This is a genomic window from Photorhabdus cinerea (genome assembly GCF_011189575.1).
GTDB classification, from domain to species: domain Bacteria; phylum Pseudomonadota; class Gammaproteobacteria; order Enterobacterales; family Enterobacteriaceae; genus Photorhabdus; species Photorhabdus cinerea.
Window position 1 is genome coordinate 34,761 of sequence record NZ_PUJW01000016.1, and the last position, 17,672, is coordinate 52,432.

Sequence of the window (17,672 nt, forward strand, 5' to 3'; positions counted from 1 at the left end):
CCGAAAAAATTGTACGTTCTCTTAATTAATTTAATGACATTATAGTTTTCTAAAATAGAATTATAAACTGATACTCCAGAATGACAAACAACTAATACTGATTCAATGAATGAAGTCCAATAGCCTCCCCTTAACTCAAAGAACTATACATTAAATGCTATTTGCAAAACCATTCAAAAATAAACATTTAATTCCAAACTCTCAACAAAAATATTATACATTGAAATTATTGCTAATAAAAACAATATAATAGCATTATAAAAACAATATAAAAACGTTACTATATAATAAAAAACAAACATCACACTGAATTATATTTCAAAGAAAAATAATGAACTATATTAAATATCTGCGAAAATAAAAACAAATAAATCATATATTCTTGATGCTTATCAGCATAATTTTATCACCCCCTAAAATAAACATAATATTTATTTGCCCCAGTTGTTTTAAGATGTTATTTATTTTTTATAAATCTTGGACGATTTGTGCAATCGAATATCTTAATGTTATTAATGTTTTTCTTAAGGGTAAATTATGATTAAATTTCAACAAATTGGACAAATGAGCCTAAAAAATTCAGGCGGATTTGTTGCCAGAATTCTGTTTAGTTATATTGATTCTGACGGCGAAAAGTATTTAAGTAAACAAAGTGATGACATTACTCTTGGAGTAACAAAAACTATTGACCCAGGCGATCTTGGCGTTCCTGATGGCGCGACGGTTTATATGCATGTATTTGTAGTATGGGGTCGTGATAATGAAGCTCATCAAGTTTTTTCATACAAAAAAGGAAGTCAAGCGATTGCCAACTATATGATTAGTGGCACAACATTAAATAATGATCTCGGTTTGGTCGATGTTACGCAGTAATATATATCCTATGGATTTCAAGATGCATCGCGACGGCAAGGGAGCGAATCCCCGGGAGCATAGATAACTATGTGACCGGGGGTGAGTGAGTGCAGCCAACAAAGAAGCAACTTGAAAGATGACGGGTATATATAGGCCCTGATTATGCAGGGCCTTATAAGGTGAAGCCCTACTTTCCTTGTCTAAGATAAAGCTTATCTATTTCATACATACCTGTGGGGAAAATTTACTTTAACAAATTAAATTATAAACCTTAAGAAATAATCCTTTAATTTATGTCAAGTTTTATATAAATAATTTACTAATTTAAATATCTAAACTTAACATGAAAATCATCCAATTTTTATTATCATTTTTCAGCTAAAGTTAAGTCCCTGCTCTTCCAAAATTAACGCTAAAATCAACCAGAAATTTTACCTTAATAAATAAAGCCAATGAATTTCCAATCATATAATGAGAATAACATCATTCTATTTATTCCAATTAATTGAAACGAAATTTCAACGAAAAAACTGGTAAATATTTATCAGAGCAGGATACCGAATTAAAAAAATAAATAGCCACAATAGTGCGATCTAAATCCATCTTTCACCACACGCTATATACATCCCCCACTATTCAGGAGATACTTGTTTTATACCCATTCGTCAGAAAGAGAAAAAACGCATTCTCACTCAGATCAGGAGGATCAAAGGCCAGATTGAAGCACAAAAAACCTCGATCGAAGATGCCATTTTCCCTGATCCGAACATATCTTCGCTGACAAACCGACTGACTTTATTAATCTGTATTCGCGAACACATGACACTGTCTATTCAAAAGGAAAGATTATGAAATCACGAGCCGCTGTTGCATTTGGACCAAATCAACCCCTTGAAATCGTTGAAATCGATATCTCCCCGCCTCAGGCCGGTGAAGTACTGGTAAAAATCAGCCATACCGGTGTGTGTCACACGGATGCCTTCACCCTGTCAGGGGATGATCCGGAAGGCGTTTTTCCTGTCATACTTGGACATGAAGGCGCGGGTGTTGTCGTTGAGGTTGGCGAAGGCGTCACCAGCGTCAAACCCGGTGATCACGTTATCCCTCTTTATACCGCGGAATGCGGAGAGTGCCTGTTCTGTAAATCAGGAAAAACCAACCTGTGTGTGGCCGTGCGGGCAACTCAGGGGAAAGGTGTCATGCCAAATGGCACAACCCGTTTTTCCTACAAAGGGCAGCCTATTTATCATTATATGGGATGCTCCACATTCAGCGAATATACAGTCGTAGCCGAAGTATCACTGGCAAAAATCAATCCGGAAGCAAACCACGAAAAAGTATGTCTACTGGGCTGCGGTGTCACTACCGGTATTGGTGCAGTGCACAATACTGCTAAAGTGCAACCCGGTGATTCTGTCGCCATCTTTGGACTCGGCGGCATTGGCCTTGCCGTGATCCAAGGCGCTCGTCAGGCAAAAGCGGGCAGGATCATTGCCATCGATACAAATCCAGCAAAATTTGAGCTGGCCAGACAGTTCGGTGCAACCGACTGCCTGAATCCGAATGATTACGACAAACCTATTCAGCAGATCATTATCGAGATGACGGAATGGGGAGTGGATCATACCTTCGAGTGTATTGGTAATGTCAATGTCATGCGTGCCGCGCTCGAAAGTGCACACCGTGGCTGGGGGCAATCAGTAATTATTGGTGTGGCCGGTGCAAGACAAGAAATCTCAACTCGCCCATTCCAACTAGTCACTGGCCGTTCATGGCGAGGCACCGCCTTTGGCGGTGTTAAAGGCCGCAGTCAATTGCCTAAAATGGTGGAAGAGGCAATGAAAGGTGAAATTGAATTAAAACCTTTTGTTACTCACACTTTGCCGCTCGAACGCATCAATGAAGCATTCGATTTGATGCATGAGGGAAAATCTATTCGTACAGTCATCCATTACTAAGCCGTTTTGCAGAAGTTAAAAACCGTACTGTAACAGACGGTTTTTAACGTGAAATGAGTGAATCTGTCAGTTTTACAAAGAGGAAAAAGAATGGAGAGGATTGAACGCCACGCTTGTTTTGGGGGATGGCAGGATGTTTATCAGCACGAATCAGCTGTACTTGGCTGTACCATGAATTTTGCTGTCTACCTTCCTCCTCAAGCTGAACATCAGAAATTACCGGTACTGTACTGGCTCTCAGGCTTAACATGCAATGAGCAGAATTTCATCACTAAAGCCGGTGCTCAACGCCACGCTGCCGAACTGGGTATTATCCTTGTCGCCCCGGATACCAGCCCGCGCGGCGAAAAAATTGCGGATGATAACGCTTATGATTTGGGTCAGGGAGCCGGTTTTTACCTCAACGCAACGCAGGAACCTTGGGCGACGCACTATCGCATGTACGATTATGTGGTGTCAGAGCTACCGGCACTGATCGAAACACACTTCCCGGCAACAACCGCTAGAGCCATCAGTGGTCACTCTATGGGCGGTCATGGCGCACTGATGATCGCGCTACGCAATTCAGAGCGTTACCGCAGTGTATCGGCCTTTTCACCGATTGTTGCGCCCTCCCAAGTTCCTTGGGGAGAAAAAGCTTTTCGCGCTTATTTGGGCGAAGATCGTGACACATGGAAAGCCTATGATACAGTCGAGCTGCTCGCCAATAGCGCTGAACCATTGCATGTGTTAATTGATATCGGTACCGATGACCCATTTCTTGAAGAACAACTACGTCCTGAGCTGCTAAAAGATGTATGCGAAAGCACTAGACATTCCTATACACTGAACCTGCGTACCGGCTATGACCATAGCTACTATTTTGTTGCCAGTTTTATCAGCGAGCATATCGCGTATCATGCCAAGATATTGAAGGGAAATTGTTCTGGTAATCAATAAATCGCATATGAATCTATTAATATTTTTACGATAGAGAGTACCAAAACCATTTGGGGCTATTCACTAAATTTAGTAAAGGGCAATCCTGTAGAGTAAACCGCTGGTTTAAAGTCATCTCCCCAGCGGCTTCTCATCAAACCGTGCATCACGGCTGCGTATTTTCGCACTCCCACGCAGATATGATAACAAATTGTTTTATAAAGAAAAAAGTCGAACTCTAGAACGGAATATCATCATCAAAATCCACTGGCAGCTCATTGCTCTGTGGAGCAAAGGATTGAGCTGGACGAGAAGTAGCACCGCCACCGCTGAACTGCTGAGATTGTTGTGGCTGTGATTGTGGCTGCTGTGGCTGTCCCCAACTTCCCCCTTGTGGTTGCCCCTCCTGGAAATTACCACCAGCACGGCCACCCAACATTTGCATGGTACCACCCATGTTTACCACTACTTCAGTGGTGTAACGATCCTGGCCGTTCTGATCCTGCCATTTGCGAGTTTGCAGGGAACCTTCAATATAAACCTGCGAGCCTTTACGCAGATATTCACCCGCAACTTCTGCCAGTTTGCCGAATAAAACCACCCGGTGCCATTCAGTCTTCTCTTTCATCTCGCCGGTTTGTTTATCGCGCCAGCTTTCAGAAGTCGCCAGAGTAATGTTGGTAACTGCGCCACCGTTTGGCATGTAGCGGACTTCAGGGTCCTGCCCCAGGTTACCAATTAAAATAACTTTATTTATGCCTCTGCTGGCCATTTGGGAATACTCCTGATGAAATGAATTTCTACAATTATTAAGCAACGCAGTTTAACATGCGACGCTAAAAATGAAACGTAACCGCTTTAGAGCGAACTTTGCGAAGCTTACCGTACTTTCATACTGTACTTATTACATTATTTCACTTAAATACTGTATGTCTAATCAGTCAACTCTGTGTAATAATAACTCACTTATTATTATATACCCTATGAATTTCAAGATGCATCGCGGCGGCAAGGGAGTGAATCCCCGGGAGCATAGCAAACTATGTGACCGGGGTGAGCGAGTGCAGCCAACAAAGAGGCAACTTGAAAGATGACGGGTATATGCACGTATGAATAATCCGGGAAATAGTTCATGGATAACATCGAAGTTCGGGGCGCACGCACCCATAATCTCAAAAATATCAATCTGATAATTCCCCGAGACAAGCTGATCGTTATCACGGGTTTGTCCGGCTCAGGTAAGTCTTCTCTAGCATTTGACACCCTTTATGCAGAAGGACAGCGCCGTTATGTTGAATCGCTTTCAGCTTATGCGCGCCAGTTTCTGTCACTGATGGAGAAACCTGATGTTGACCATATCGAAGGGTTATCCCCGGCCATTTCCATTGAGCAAAAATCCACTTCCCACAATCCACGTTCAACCGTGGGGACAATTACCGAAATTCATGATTATCTACGTTTGCTGTTTGCCCGCGTAGGTGAACCACGTTGCCCCGATCACGATATTCCATTGACAGCTCAGACTGTTAGCCAAATGGTAGATAATGTATTAGCACTGCCGGAAGGTAATCGCTTAATGCTGCTAGCACCAATTGTAAAAGAGCGCAAAGGCGAACACACGAAATTACTGGATAATCTGGCAGCACAAGGTTATATCCGCGCCCGTATTGATGGTGAAGTCTGTGATTTATCCGATCCACCAAAACTGGAATTACAGAAGAAACACTCCATTGAAGTGGTCATTGATCGTTTTAAAGTTCGCGCCGATCTGGCGCAACGTCTGGCGGAATCTTTTGAAACCGCTCTGGAGCTTTCAGGCGGTACAGCCATTGTCGCCGATATGGATAACGCTCAGGCTGAAGAGCTGATTTTCTCCGCCAACTTTGCGTGTCCGACATGTGGCTACAGCATGAGTGAGCTGGAACCTCGCCTGTTCTCTTTTAACAACCCAGCCGGCGCTTGCCCAACTTGTGATGGTTTAGGCATTCAGCAATTTTTCGATCCTGACAGAGTGATTCAGAATGGTGATATCTCCCTCGCCGGTGGGGCAATTCGTGGCTGGGATCGCCGTAATTTCTACTATTTCCAGATGCTATGTTCACTGGCAGAACATTATAAATTCGATATTGAAGCACCTTTCAACTCCCTGAGCAGCAGTATTCAGAAAGTGGTGTTGTACGGTTCCGGTAAACAATCTATCGAATTTAAATACATCAATGACCGTGGCGACACCACAGTACGCAACCATCCGTTCGAGGGTGTACTGCATAATATGGAACGCCGCTATAAAGAAACGGAATCCATTGCTGTTCGTGAAGAGCTGGCGAAATATATTAGTAATCGCTCATGTATCTCCTGCCACGGAACCCGCTTGCGCAAAGAAGCACGTTACGTATTTATCGAGAATACAACCCTGCCGGAGATCTCAGATTTCAGTATCGGCCATGCGATGGACTTCTTCCAAAATATCAAACTCAGCGGTCAACGTGCACAAATTGCTGAGAAAGTACTGAAAGAGATCCACGACCGTCTGAAATTTCTGGTTAATGTTGGTCTGAACTATCTGACACTCTCCCGTTCTGCCGAAACGCTGTCCGGTGGTGAAGCTCAACGTATCCGCCTTGCCAGCCAAATTGGTGCCGGTCTGGTGGGAGTGATGTATGTACTTGATGAACCTTCTATCGGATTGCATCAGCGGGATAATGAACGCTTGCTGGAGACACTGATTCACTTGCGCAACCTGGGAAATACCGTGATTGTGGTTGAACATGATGAAGATGCAATCCGCGCTGCCGACCATATCATTGATATCGGCCCCGGTGCTGGTGTGCATGGTGGCGAAATCGTCGCAGAAGGCACAGTTAAGGATATCATGGTGAGTAAAGATTCACTGACAGGTAAGTTCCTGAGTGGTGAGCGAGAAATTGCGATTCCAGAAAAGCGTATTCCGGCAGATCCGAAAAAGATGCTGAAACTGATTGGTGCCAAAGGTAATAACCTGAAAAATGTGATGTTCAATCTGCCTGTCGGGTTATTCACTTGTATTACCGGGGTTTCTGGCTCCGGTAAATCAACACTAATAAATGATACGCTGTTCCCCATTGCCCAACGCCAATTGAATAGTGCGACCAATATCAATCCCGCTCCTTATGTTGATATTCAAGGGCTGGAATATTTCGATAAAGTGATTGATATTGACCAGAGCCCGATTGGCCGAACTCCCCGCTCTAACCCGGCAACTTACACCGGCGTATTTACGCCAGTCCGTGAACTATTTTCTGGCGTACCGGAATCCCGCGCCCGCGGTTATACACCTGGGCGATTCAGTTTTAACGTTAAAGGTGGACGCTGTGAAGCTTGTCAGGGTGATGGTGTGATTAAAGTAGAAATGCACTTCCTACCTGATATTTATGTCCCTTGCGATCAATGTAAAGGTAAGCGTTATAACCGTGAAACATTGGAAATAAAATATAAAGGCAAGAATATTAATGAAGTGCTGAATATGACTATCGAAGAAGCTCGTGAGTTCTTTGATGCTGTTCCGGCTTTGGCTCGTAAACTGCAAACACTGATGGATGTTGGTCTTTCCTACATTCGTCTGGGGCAATCAGCAACAACATTGTCAGGTGGTGAAGCTCAACGAGTAAAACTGGCACGCGAGTTATCCAAACGCGGAACTGGACAGACATTGTATATTCTTGATGAACCAACAACAGGTTTGCACTTTGCTGATATTCAGCAATTGCTGGTGGTTTTGCATCAGTTACGCGATCAAGGAAATACTATTGTAGTTATTGAGCACAACCTTGATGTTATTAAAACCGCTGACTGGATCATTGATCTTGGCCCTGAAGGAGGTAGTGGCGGCGGTGAAATTCTGGTTTCTGGCCCCCCAGAAGAGGTAGCCGAATGTGAAAAATCACATACCGCCCGTTTTCTAAAACCTATATTGCAGAAAAAAGCATAACGCGCAAGTAGGGGCTTAGTTAGGCCCCTCTATTTCCTGGCAGGAACTTCACATATAGTTTTCCCAATAATGACAAGCAATTTTCGCCGCCAATTCAGCGTTATTGAGCACTAATTGAATATTAGAAGACCGGCTATTGCCGCCAGTCAACTCAGCCACTCTAGCTAACAAAAACGGCGTGCACTCTTTCCCATTCACTCCCTGTTCAATGGACTCACGTACCGCTTGCTCAATAGCAGCATTAACCTCCTCTTCTGGCATGGCGTACTGCTCAGGGATCGGATTAGCAATCACTAATCCCCCCTGCAATCCAGTACGCCATTTTATCGCCATGACTTGGGCTATCTGTTCTGGGGAATCTAAACGAGCACTAACCGAAAATGGACTGGTACGGCAGAAAAACGCCGGCAAAGAGTGAGTCTGATAACCAATTAATGGTACACCATGAGTCTCAAGATATTCTGTTGTCAAACCAAGATCCAGAATGGATTTAGCCCCGGCACAAACTACCGCAACACTGGTTTTAGCCAGTTCTTGCAAGTCGGCGGAAATATCAAAAGTATGTTCCGCCCCACGGTGCACACCACCAATACCGCCAGTAGCAAAAATTTTAATGCCCGCCATTTCAGCGATAATCATGGTAGAAGCAACCGTAGTCGCACCGTTTTTTCCAGCAGCGATAACAAAGGGTAAATCACGGCGACTGACTTTCGTCGCCTTATAACCTTCTCTACCTAAACGTTCTACTTCTTCATGTGACAACCCCGCTTTCATCCGCCCATTAATGACGGCTATCGTTGCGGGAACAGCTCCATTTTCCCTGACTTTCTGTTCAACCTGTAGTGCAACCTCCACATTTTGCGGATAAGGCATCCCTTGAGCAATAATCGTGGATTCAAACGCCACGACAGGTTGATTATTCGCTAAAGCCTCAGTAACTTCTGAAGAAATATCCAGATATTCATTTCCAATAGCATGATTTTTCATGATTGTAATTCCAAAAGTTTTTGAACACTGCCATTCGACAGATTTGGATTATTGGTAAATTCACAAGAGAGCGTTAACGCAGAACATCCTTGAGCAAAGCGAACACTCTCAGCCAGCGTCATATCCTCCAGCCAGCAACTCACCAGCCCGGCCATCATGGCGTCGCCGGCACCTGTTACATTGACAATCTTGCTATTAATGGGACGCGACCAGCCAGCCACGCCGTCTTTTTCGCTGAAATAGGCACCCTCCACGCCCATACTGAGTACCAACCGCTGCACGCCCTGATCATGAAACCATTGTGCTACACCAGGAACATCAGAAAGTTGGGTTATTTTCATACCACTAAGCACCTCCGCTTCCAGGCGATTAGGCTTTAAGATGTGGATATAGGAAAGCCAATTTTTAATTTTAGGTGCTTTAAATGCAGATACCGGATCGACAAATACAGGGACTGTTCCGGCATTGGTAAACAGCCAGGTCAAGGCTTCTTCGGATAAATTGCAATCAACAACCAGTACACCAGCATGCTGAATAAGATCACAATTATCCACCAACAACGATGGTGTCAGTTTTTCCAGAATATGCATGTCGTTAATGGCAACTAACATCTCGCCATTGTCATCTAATAAAGAAATATAAGTTGAGGTATTCTCACCATGAAGCTTATAGCAATGATCGATGTTAACACCTGCACGTTTGGCTAAATCCAATAAAGTACTACCATAGAAATCATCACCAACAACAGAAATAAGATGACATTCTTTACCTAACAACGCGATATTTTGGGCAATATTTCTCCCTACACCGCCAGGTGCACACTTTACTTTTCCCGGGTTAGAATCTTCATAAATTAATTTAGAAGATGCATAACCACAGACATCCATATTAATAGAGCCAACCACCACCACATAATTGTGATCAGACAAAATATAACCTTTCCCCTTTATATAGCCCTTATTCATTAAATTCATAATGTGACCCGCGACACCAGAGCGGCTTATCCCTAAAATATTGGCAATTTCCTGCTGTAGGATCAACGGATCTTGTCTCAGAAGATACAATATTTGTTTTTCCCGGTTCGTCATTTTTAGGCACTTGTTTGTTTCTAAACATACGTTTGTTTTATGCGTGAAACGCAAAACAGTAAAGAAGATTTTTCACTTTATAACGAAGTTGGGAGAGTGATCGTAAGAATGGGTTGCTGAGTTTTCAGTCCTATTTTATGTGATAACCATCAAGTTAAATCCTGCTAAAAAACATTTTTACCAATACATTGATAATTAGTCAGTGTTTCACTTTAAAAATAGATCTTATAAAACAAAGAAATAAGAAAATTCTTATCGAATATTAACACGTGTTTGGGTATACCTTGAAATAGTCAGAATCAACTTTTACCACTGAAACACGTTTCATGAGAAAATGATCTATTTCACAATAAATAGGGATAGCCGGAGCATTATCAAATAGTAAGATTATTAGATAAGACAGTTATCCTGTAACCATAATAATCAGAAATTATCGTTTACCTCGGTAAGTAAATTCAAGAAAATAACTATACAAGTATATTCGTCATTACCATTAAGAGTAGTACATAAAAGAACTGAATTCTATGACGCATAGAACTCAGATCTTGTTATCTATATGATTTTTTTGACAATTTATGTTAGCAAGGTTTAAGTCAGAACAAATAATTACCATTTATCTCGGTAAGAGAATCCAACAAAATAATCATATTTTTTAAGTCAACATGATGAATAAAATAAGGCTGAATAGCTTGAATCCATCCATCTCGTACCTCAAAAACGCCTTGATTAATTGTCTAATCAATCTCTAAATCCAGTTTTTCAATAATAGAACCATCATCATCAAAATCCTTTGAATTTTCTTTCCCTGCAAGATAATCTGTTTTTTTATTAAACCACTCGAGTCTTAACTTTAATCCCATTTTCTACCTCACAAATATTTTTTTATATTTCGTTTTGGATTAGCTGATTTTAATGGTTTCCCCGTATTGGGATCAAAAGAACCGATGTTATGATAGTTGATACAATTTAAGATTAGTAATACTCGTTATTCACTTGGCACAATATGGGAATAAAATCGTTATAAATTCAATTTATTAAATTAATATATGAAGAGAAAATTAGCGCACTATAAATAATGCGCTTCTAAAGAGGGTGTACTACTATTTTACGAAACTGCCGATCACTATCATCAACAGCAGCTCATTTACATTAAATTTTATTACCTATTTACCGCCGCAAATGTCTCAGCAATACGCGCGACATTATGGCGATTAACGCCAGCCATACAGACGCGGCCAGTACCAACCAGATAAACACCAAACTCTTCACGCAGACGATCCACTTGTTGCTTGCTAAAACCGGTATAACTGAACATTCCACGCTGTTTCAGCAAATAATCAAAGTTTTTCTCTGGTAATTCGGTTTTCAGGGCATCCACCAGCACTGTGCGCATTTCCAAAATACGCAGACGCATATGCTCAACTTCTTCCAGCCACTGTGCTTTCAATGCTGGATCAGTCAGCACCTTAGCGACAACCTGTGCACCAAAATTCGGCGGGCTAGAGTAGACACGACGTACACCCGCTTTCAGTTGCCCCAATACTCGCTCTTTAATCTGCTCACCATCACAAATGACAGATAAGCCACCGACGCGTTCACCATACATGGAGAATATCTTGGAGAAAGAATTAGTTACCAGACAAGGCAAACCGGCTGTCGCCATAGCACGAATGGCATAAGCATCGTGTTCCATACCATCTGCAAGCCCCTGATAAGCAATATCAAGAAATGGCAGCAATTCCCTCTCTTTTACAACCTGAACAACCTGATCCCACTGATCATTTGTTAGATCAGACCCCGTTGGATTATGACAACAAGGATGCATTAAGATAACGCTTTTTGCTGGCAAATTTCTGAATGTTTCCAACATCTCACTGAATTTTACCCCTTTGGTCTGTGTATCAAAATAAGGGTAATAGTTCACCTTCACGCCAGCACCCGCAAAAATAGCTGCGTGGTTTTCCCAGGTTGGATCACTGCACCAGACTTCTGAATCAGAGAAATAGCGATGCAGAAAATCAGCGCCAACTTTCAGACCGCCAGAACCACCCAATGCTTGAATGGTTGCCACCCGCTGCTGTTTCAACACCGGATGATCTTTACCAAATAACAGTTCCTGAACCGCAAGACGATATGATGCCAATCCTTCCATTGGCAGATAAAGAGAGGCAGTCTGCGATAGCGCTCTAAGTTGTTCTTCAGCGGCTGCCACAGACTGTAATTGCGAAGTTATGCCCTGCTCATCGTAATAAAGCCCGATGCTCAGATTAATTTTTTCCGCACGAGGATCTTTTTTAAACTCTTCAGCCAGCGAAAGAATCGGATCACCAGCATAAGCATCAACATTCTGGAACATCAGGCTCTACTCCTTATCAGTGAGTTATTTAATGAACAATATAACCTACAACATCATTCGTTCAGGTATTCCATTACCACTCTGGAAGTGAGTTTGGTCACCAACTCATAAGTAATGATACCAGTGCATTCAGCAACCCGTTCCACTGGCAGCACATCTCCCCAGAGGACCACTTCATCACCGACTTTATCTGTCGCACCTGGCCCTAAATCAACAGAGATCATATCCATCGAGACACGGCCAGCAATCGGCACTTCACGGCCATTAATATATATTGGTGTCCCTGAAGGAGCACTGCGAGGATAACCATCACCATAGCCGATAGCCACAACACCTAGACAAGTATCACGTTCACTAACCCAAGCCCCACCATAACCAACTGACTCGCCAGCTTTATGCTTACGAACAGCAATTAAGCTCGACTTTAAGGTCATCGCTGGGATCAGGTTAAAATCCGTGGCCGTTTTATCAGACAATGGCGATACACCATACATCATCAGCCCAGGACGCACCCAATCCTGATGGACTTCCGGCCACAACAGGATACCTCCCGATGCATCAATAGATTTTTCTCCCGGTTTGTCAGCACAAAAAGCCTGAAAACAGGCTATCTGCTGGCACGTTGTGTCTACCGTTGGTTCATCAGCCCTGCCAAAATGGCTAACAATATTGACTGGTTGCTGCACATTTTTACAACGACTTAACCGTTGGTAAAATTCTTCAGCATCTTCCGGCCTTACACCTAACCGATGCATCCCGCTATCCAATTTCATCCATACTTTTACCGGATGAGATAACTTAGCCTGCTCCAGTGCTTCCAACTGTTCAATGCTGTGAACCACAGTCTCAATCTGGTTAGCTACCAACACAGGCAGGTCAGCCGCACCAAAGCATCCTTCTAATAATAGAATCGGTTTGACGATACCACCATGACGCAACGTCAATGCTTCACCAATTCGCGCTACACCGAAACAATCGGCGTCATCCAGCGTATGTGCTGTCTCCAGTAAACCGTGGCCATAAGCGTTTGCTTTCACAACTGCAATCAGATTGCTTTTAGGGGCGAGCTGCCTTACCCGTTGCAGGTTATGTCGCAGAGCGCGGCGGTCAATAATTGCGGTTGCCGCTTTCATTCTATTCCTTAATCTATTGATTCTTTGGTGGTTAATACTTATTCGTCGTCATAACTTGGCCCAGCATAGCTATCAAACCGCGACAATTGACCATTAAACGTCAGGCGAACTGTACCGATTGGGCCGTTACGCTGCTTGCCAAGAATGATTTCAGCCACACTTTTCATGTCGCTGTTCTCATGGTAAACCTCGTCACGGTAGATAAACATAATCAGGTCGGCATCCTGCTCAATAGAACCAGATTCACGTAAGTCGGAGTTAACTGGGCGTTTATCCGCCCGCTGTTCAAGGCTACGGTTGAGCTGAGAAAGTGCAACCACCGGCACTTGAAGCTCTTTAGCCAACGCCTTTAATGAACGGGAAATCTCTGCAATTTCTAGGGTACGGTTATCAGATAAGGACGGAACACGCATCAATTGCAGGTAGTCGATCATGATAAGACTCAATCCACCATTTTCACGAAAGACACGCCGGGCGCGGGAACGGACTTCGGTAGGCGTCAGACCCGACGAGTCATCAATATACATATTACGTTTTTCCAGCAGTAGTCCCATCGTACTGGAGATCCGCGCCCAATCCTCATCATCAAGCTGTCCTGTACGAATACGAGTCTGATCCACTCGAGAAAGAGATGCCAACATACGCATCATAATCTGGTTGCCAGGCATCTCAAGGCTGAAAATCAGAACCGGCTTATCCTGCGTCATGGCTGCATTTTCACACAGGTTCATAGCGAAAGTGGTTTTACCCATAGAAGGACGAGCGGCCACAATAATCAGATCCGATTTCTGTAACCCTGCGGTTTTCTTGTCCAGATCCTGATAACCGGTAGAAACACCGGTTACGCCATCATGAGGACGCTGATAGAGTTGTTCAATACGCTCCACCGTTTCCTCAAGAATACGTTCTATTCCTTTTGGCCCTTCATCTTTGCTGGCACGGTTTTCTGCGATCTGGAATACTCGTGATTCAGCCAGATCCAATAATTCTTCGCTGCTCCTTCCCTGAGGATCATAACCTGCATCCGCAATTTCATTCGCAACGGCGATCATATCGCGGACAACAGCACGTTCACGGACAATATCTGCATAAGCGTTAATGTTAGCCGCACTTGGCGTATTTTTTGATAACTCGGCCAGATAAGCAAAACCGCCTACATTGCCCAGATCGCCGCTCTGCTCAAGAGATTCAGATAACGTAATCAGATCGATTGGATTACCCATCTCCAGCAATCGCTGCATTTCAGAAAAAATGCGCCGGTGTGGACGGCTGAAAAAATCATTGCTAGTAACACGTTCGGATACATTATCCCAGCGTTCGTTATCTAACATTAAACCGCCTAACACGGATTGCTCTGCTTCCAAAGAGTGTGGCGGAAGCTTCAGCCCTTCCATTTGGCGATCTCTTGGTTCAGCCATTTTGTTGTGAGTTGATTTTTTTCCCGCCATGAATCCCGCAATAATCTACTGATAAATCTGCAACAGCACATGAGTATACGCTATGAAGTGCCTTGAGTAATTACATATAGTTTGTAATTATTTCTGACGCACTAAAGCCCATTTACAATGAGTTCAGCTGTTACGTACAAACGTTCCACCAACATTTAAGAGGTTGAGTCATGGCAAAACATATCGAATTTTCCGCAACCGGTGGTCCCGAAATCCTGAAATATTGTGAATTTACACCTGTAGATCCTGCTGATAATGAAGTACAAGTAGAAAACAGAGCTATTGGAATTAACTATATCGATACTTATATTCGTAGTGGGCTCTATCCGCCGGCACAATTACCAAGCGGTCTGGGGACTGAAGCCGCAGGCGTAGTTACCAAAGTCGGTTCTACTGTCACTACCCTAAAAATCGGTGACCGAGTTGTTTATGCACAATCAACTTTAGGCGCTTACAGTGAAGTGCATAATGTCGCGGAAAATAAAGTCACTGTTTTGCCTGATACTATCTCCTTCGAGCAAGCTGCTGCTTCTTTTTTAAAAGGATTAACGGTTTATTATCTTCTACGTCGTACCCACCAAATTCAACCAGGAGAAATCTTTTTATTTCATGCCGCTGCCGGTGGAATTGGGCTAATTGCCTGCCAATGGGCAAAAACTTTAGGTGCAAAACTTATTGGAACAGCTGGCTCTGATGAGAAAGCACAACTCGGTGACTGCTCCCCGCCGTAAAAAACGGCGAGGCTTCCCACTTCTCAGGCCGCCACCGTCTTTATGACGGATTTACACTGGCCTCCGTGGGCAGAAACGACGAGTCCCGCCGCCTGTAATGCTGTTATGCCCTTGTGCTGGATGTTGATCGCCGCATTGATATCGCGGTCATGTTCAACACCACTGCAAGGGCATTGCCAGCTCCGCTTACGCAGCGGCATTTCCGGCATTTTGTGACCGCAGCAATGACAGGTTTTCGAACTGGCGAACCACTGCTCCAGTTTGACCAAGCGGATATCACATCCGCTCTGTCACCATAGCCAACGCCTGCTTTACAACGGAAATATCTGCTCCCGGTTTGTGGGCATTCTCACTAAGATGACGACGCCATTGACGCGCCCCCGGAATCCCCTGAAAAATACCTAAAATATGGCGAGTGATATGACCCAAATATGTCCCTTGTGAAAGTTCTTGCTCTATATAAGGATAAAGCGCTCTGACTACCGCAACGGTATCAACTACCGGAATTGCAGCATCAAATAATTCATGATCAACCAGTGCCAAAATAGCCGGATTCTGGTACGCCTCACGCCCAACCATAACCCCATCCACATGTTGCAGATGTTGTTTTGCTTCTTCCAGCGATTTAATACCGCCATTAATAGCAATCGTTAATTGAGGGAAATCTTTTTTCAGTTGATAAACTCGTAGGTAATCCAGCGGTGGGATCTCGCGATTTTCTTTTGGACTCAGACCAGAAAGCCAGGCTTTGCGGGCATGAATGGTAAATATATTGCAACCACTATTCTGTACAACGGTATCAATAAAATCACATAGGAATTGGTAACTATCCTGTTCATCAATACCGATACGGGTTTTAACGGTCACCGGCACACTGACCACATCCTGCATTGCCTTGACACAATCAGCAACCAGTTTAGCCTCTCCCATCAAGCAAGCACCAAAGCGACCATTTTGTACCCGATCAGAAGGACAACCCACATTCAGGTTAATTTCATCATAGCCACGTTCCTGAGCAATTTTCGCACAATAAGCCAGTGCTTGCGGATCACTACCACCCAGTTGCAATGCCACCGGATGCTCTTCTTCACTATATGCCAGATAATTGCCTTTGCCATGAATAATCGCGCCAGTTGTCACCATTTCGGTATACAACAGAGTTTGTTTACTCAACAAACGATGGAAATAACGGCAGTGACGATCGGTCCAGTCCAGCATCGGTGCAACAGAGAACCGGCCTTGCCATAACTTACTGGAAATATTGGTTTCTCTATTCTTTTCAATTTCTTTACTTTCGTACATTTTTACTAATTTTACTCTCTCAGCTCCCCAAATATCATAGGAAACCAGACGCGGAAATAGTGGAAATATCACCTACTATAACATAAATGCCGATGATATTAGCAGGCATTATTGCACTGTTAGGGTTAAAGTGGATGGGAAATATATTTATCTAGAAAATCACATCTCTATTTTGTGAAATCAAATAACAAACTATCATTCCAGATGTTTAGTATCATATAAGGCCATTAAAATTATTAGGAAATTTTAGTTATACATGTAAATATGATAGAATATTTACATGTATATTTATCAATTAATCCAATCGTACTCAATTGATTATATTCTTGAGTGACTCAATTAGATCCAATATCATCATGACCTTCTTCAAATTCCCATTGAATATTATATTTATCTATAAAATAAAAATATCTGATTTTACCTATAATCTTACAAGTTTCTTGTTTCAGAGCAGTATTTTTTTCATCTTCCTCATTAAAGAACATAAACTCATCGCTAGTGATTTCATCTATCTTATATGCTTTATATAATGGTGATGAGTTTATCAATCTGACACCAGGGAAGCTTTTTACGTGATCAAATACACTATCTATATTTTGTACTCTAAAACAAATATGCCCAACACCACCAATGTCATTAGCCTCTTTTAACTCAACCCTTTTTATTCCGGTTGGATTGTGATATTCCATCAGTTCAATAAAAACCCCAGTCCCAGGAATTTCCAAGAATGCTATTGATACATCTACCTGGTCAGCGTTGTCAATGAAACCAGCTGCTTTTGAAAAGCCACTATTTTTAAAATGAGGAAATAATTGCTTTGGTATGGCACCAAATAAATTCTTATATAAATCAATTGCTTCCTGAATATCATCTACGACGATATTAATGTGACCTAATCCTTTAAAGTTTATCATTACTTTTTTCTCCAC

14 protein-coding genes and 2 pseudogenes are annotated in these 17,672 nt (G+C 42.9%); 5 read left to right on the forward strand and 11 right to left on the reverse strand.

Going from position 1 to position 17,672, the window contains the following annotated elements:
* The first annotated feature begins 537 nt into the window (after positions 1–537).
* The 3 genes from C5469_RS15495 (at position 538) to fghA (ending at position 3,752) form a co-directional block, all read left to right on the forward strand.
* The gene (locus C5469_RS15495) at positions 538–873 is read left to right on the forward strand and encodes a hypothetical protein (protein WP_207629079.1); all 336 of its coding nucleotides are present in this window, start codon (positions 538–540) and stop codon (positions 871–873) included.
* 830 nt (positions 874–1,703) lie between these two features.
* On the forward strand, positions 1,704–2,813 hold the full coding sequence (locus C5469_RS15500) for an S-(hydroxymethyl)glutathione dehydrogenase/class III alcohol dehydrogenase (protein ID WP_166308480.1): 1,110 nt from the start codon (positions 1,704–1,706) through the stop codon (positions 2,811–2,813).
* A gap of 90 nt (positions 2,814–2,903) precedes the next feature.
* Positions 2,904–3,752: an S-formylglutathione hydrolase gene (gene fghA, locus C5469_RS15505; protein WP_166308483.1), complete on the forward strand. Its 849-nt coding sequence runs from the start codon at positions 2,904–2,906 to the stop codon at positions 3,750–3,752.
* 217 nt (positions 3,753–3,969) lie between these two features.
* On the opposite strand, the gene C5469_RS15510 is transcribed toward fghA, so the two are convergent.
* Entirely contained in the window at positions 3,970–4,503 is a 534-nt protein-coding gene (locus C5469_RS15510) for a single-stranded DNA-binding protein (RefSeq protein ID WP_166308486.1), read from the reverse strand.
* A 360-nt stretch (positions 4,504–4,863) separates the two neighbouring features.
* On the opposite strand from C5469_RS15510, the gene uvrA reads away from it, so the two are divergent.
* Positions 4,864–7,698: an excinuclease ABC subunit UvrA gene (uvrA, locus tag C5469_RS15515; RefSeq protein ID WP_166308489.1), complete on the forward strand. Its 2,835-nt coding sequence runs from the start codon at positions 4,864–4,866 to the stop codon at positions 7,696–7,698.
* Between the two features lie 48 nt (positions 7,699–7,746).
* Here the strand turns inward: uvrA and C5469_RS15520 are convergent, their stop codons facing one another.
* The 7 genes from C5469_RS15520 to dnaB all read right to left on the reverse strand — a co-directional run bounded on the left by C5469_RS15520 (position 7,747) and on the right by dnaB (position 14,710).
* Complete coding sequence (locus tag C5469_RS15520) at positions 7,747–8,685, reverse strand: pseudouridine-5'-phosphate glycosidase (RefSeq protein WP_166308492.1); 939 nt, start codon at positions 8,683–8,685, stop codon at positions 7,747–7,749.
* On the reverse strand, positions 8,682–9,773 hold the full coding sequence (locus C5469_RS15525; RefSeq protein ID WP_166308495.1) for a PfkB family carbohydrate kinase: 1,092 nt from the start codon (positions 9,771–9,773) through the stop codon (positions 8,682–8,684). The genes C5469_RS15520 and C5469_RS15525 overlap by 4 nt, the downstream gene beginning before the upstream one ends.
* Positions 9,774–10,507: 734 nt before the next feature.
* Positions 10,508–10,633: a colicin E3-like toxin immunity protein gene (locus tag C5469_RS23670; protein ID WP_242689490.1), complete on the reverse strand. Its 126-nt coding sequence runs from the start codon at positions 10,631–10,633 to the stop codon at positions 10,508–10,510.
* Positions 10,634–10,641: 8 nt separating this feature from the next.
* On the reverse strand, positions 10,642–10,746 hold the full coding sequence (locus C5469_RS24510; protein ID WP_422615863.1) for a colicin E3/pyocin S6 family cytotoxin: 105 nt from the start codon (positions 10,744–10,746) through the stop codon (positions 10,642–10,644).
* Between the two features lie 186 nt (positions 10,747–10,932).
* Positions 10,933–12,129: an amino acid aminotransferase gene (locus C5469_RS15535; protein WP_166308498.1), complete on the reverse strand. Its 1,197-nt coding sequence runs from the start codon at positions 12,127–12,129 to the stop codon at positions 10,933–10,935.
* Between the two features lie 53 nt (positions 12,130–12,182).
* Positions 12,183–13,262, reverse strand: a complete 1,080-nt coding sequence (gene alr / locus C5469_RS15540; protein ID WP_166308501.1) for an alanine racemase — start codon at positions 13,260–13,262, stop codon at positions 12,183–12,185.
* Positions 13,263–13,300: 38 nt separating this feature from the next.
* Positions 13,301–14,710 carry a replicative DNA helicase gene (gene dnaB / locus C5469_RS15545; RefSeq protein WP_166308504.1) on the reverse strand — a complete coding sequence of 470 codons (1,410 nt, stop codon included), beginning with the start codon at positions 14,708–14,710 and terminating at the stop codon, positions 13,301–13,303.
* Positions 14,711–14,880: 170 nt separating this feature from the next.
* Here dnaB and C5469_RS15550 point away from each other — a divergent pair.
* Positions 14,881–15,420 (forward strand): annotated as a pseudogene (locus C5469_RS15550) (alcohol dehydrogenase catalytic domain-containing protein); the annotation flags it as partial.
* 44 nt (positions 15,421–15,464) lie between these two features.
* On the opposite strand, the pseudogene C5469_RS15555 reads toward C5469_RS15550, so the two are convergent.
* The 3 genes and pseudogenes from C5469_RS15555 to C5469_RS15565 form a co-directional block, all read right to left on the reverse strand.
* A pseudogene (locus C5469_RS15555) lies at positions 15,465–15,716 on the reverse strand (zinc ribbon domain-containing protein); the annotation flags it as partial.
* 1 nt (position 15,717) lies between these two features.
* Positions 15,718–16,743 (reverse strand): tRNA dihydrouridine(20/20a) synthase DusA, encoded by a 1,026-nt coding sequence (gene dusA / locus C5469_RS15560; protein WP_166308510.1) that lies wholly within the window; start codon positions 16,741–16,743, stop codon positions 15,718–15,720.
* A 335-nt stretch (positions 16,744–17,078) separates the two neighbouring features.
* Positions 17,079–17,657: a VOC family protein gene (locus C5469_RS15565; protein WP_166308513.1), complete on the reverse strand. Its 579-nt coding sequence runs from the start codon at positions 17,655–17,657 to the stop codon at positions 17,079–17,081.
* Positions 17,658–17,672: the final 15 nt, after the last annotated feature.

Bases quoted from the DNA above. Each gene is read 5' to 3' on its own strand.
- C5469_RS15510 (WP_166308486.1), bottom strand. From the start codon at position 4,503: ATGGCCAGCAGAGGCATAAATAAAGTTATTTTAATTGGTAACCTGGGG.
- C5469_RS15520 (WP_166308492.1), bottom strand. From the start codon at position 8,685: ATGAAAAATCATGCTATTGGAAATGAATATCTGGATATTTCTTCAGAA.
- fghA (WP_166308483.1), top strand. From the start codon at position 2,904: ATGGAGAGGATTGAACGCCACGCTTGTTTTGGGGGATGGCAGGATGTT.
- dnaB (WP_166308504.1), bottom strand. From the start codon at position 14,710: ATGGCGGGAAAAAAATCAACTCACAACAAAATGGCTGAACCAAGAGAT.
- uvrA (WP_166308489.1), top strand. From the start codon at position 4,864: ATGGATAACATCGAAGTTCGGGGCGCACGCACCCATAATCTCAAAAAT.
- C5469_RS15500 (WP_166308480.1), top strand. From the start codon at position 1,704: ATGAAATCACGAGCCGCTGTTGCATTTGGACCAAATCAACCCCTTGAA.
- C5469_RS15495 (WP_207629079.1), top strand. From the start codon at position 538: ATGATTAAATTTCAACAAATTGGACAAATGAGCCTAAAAAATTCAGGC.
- C5469_RS15535 (WP_166308498.1), bottom strand. From the start codon at position 12,129: ATGTTCCAGAATGTTGATGCTTATGCTGGTGATCCGATTCTTTCGCTG.
- C5469_RS23670 (WP_242689490.1), bottom strand. From the start codon at position 10,633: ATGGGATTAAAGTTAAGACTCGAGTGGTTTAATAAAAAAACAGATTAT.
- C5469_RS15565 (WP_166308513.1), bottom strand. From the start codon at position 17,657: ATGATAAACTTTAAAGGATTAGGTCACATTAATATCGTCGTAGATGAT.
- alr (WP_166308501.1), bottom strand. From the start codon at position 13,262: ATGAAAGCGGCAACCGCAATTATTGACCGCCGCGCTCTGCGACATAAC.
- C5469_RS15525 (WP_166308495.1), bottom strand. From the start codon at position 9,773: ATGACGAACCGGGAAAAACAAATATTGTATCTTCTGAGACAAGATCCG.
- dusA (WP_166308510.1), bottom strand. From the start codon at position 16,743: ATGTACGAAAGTAAAGAAATTGAAAAGAATAGAGAAACCAATATTTCC.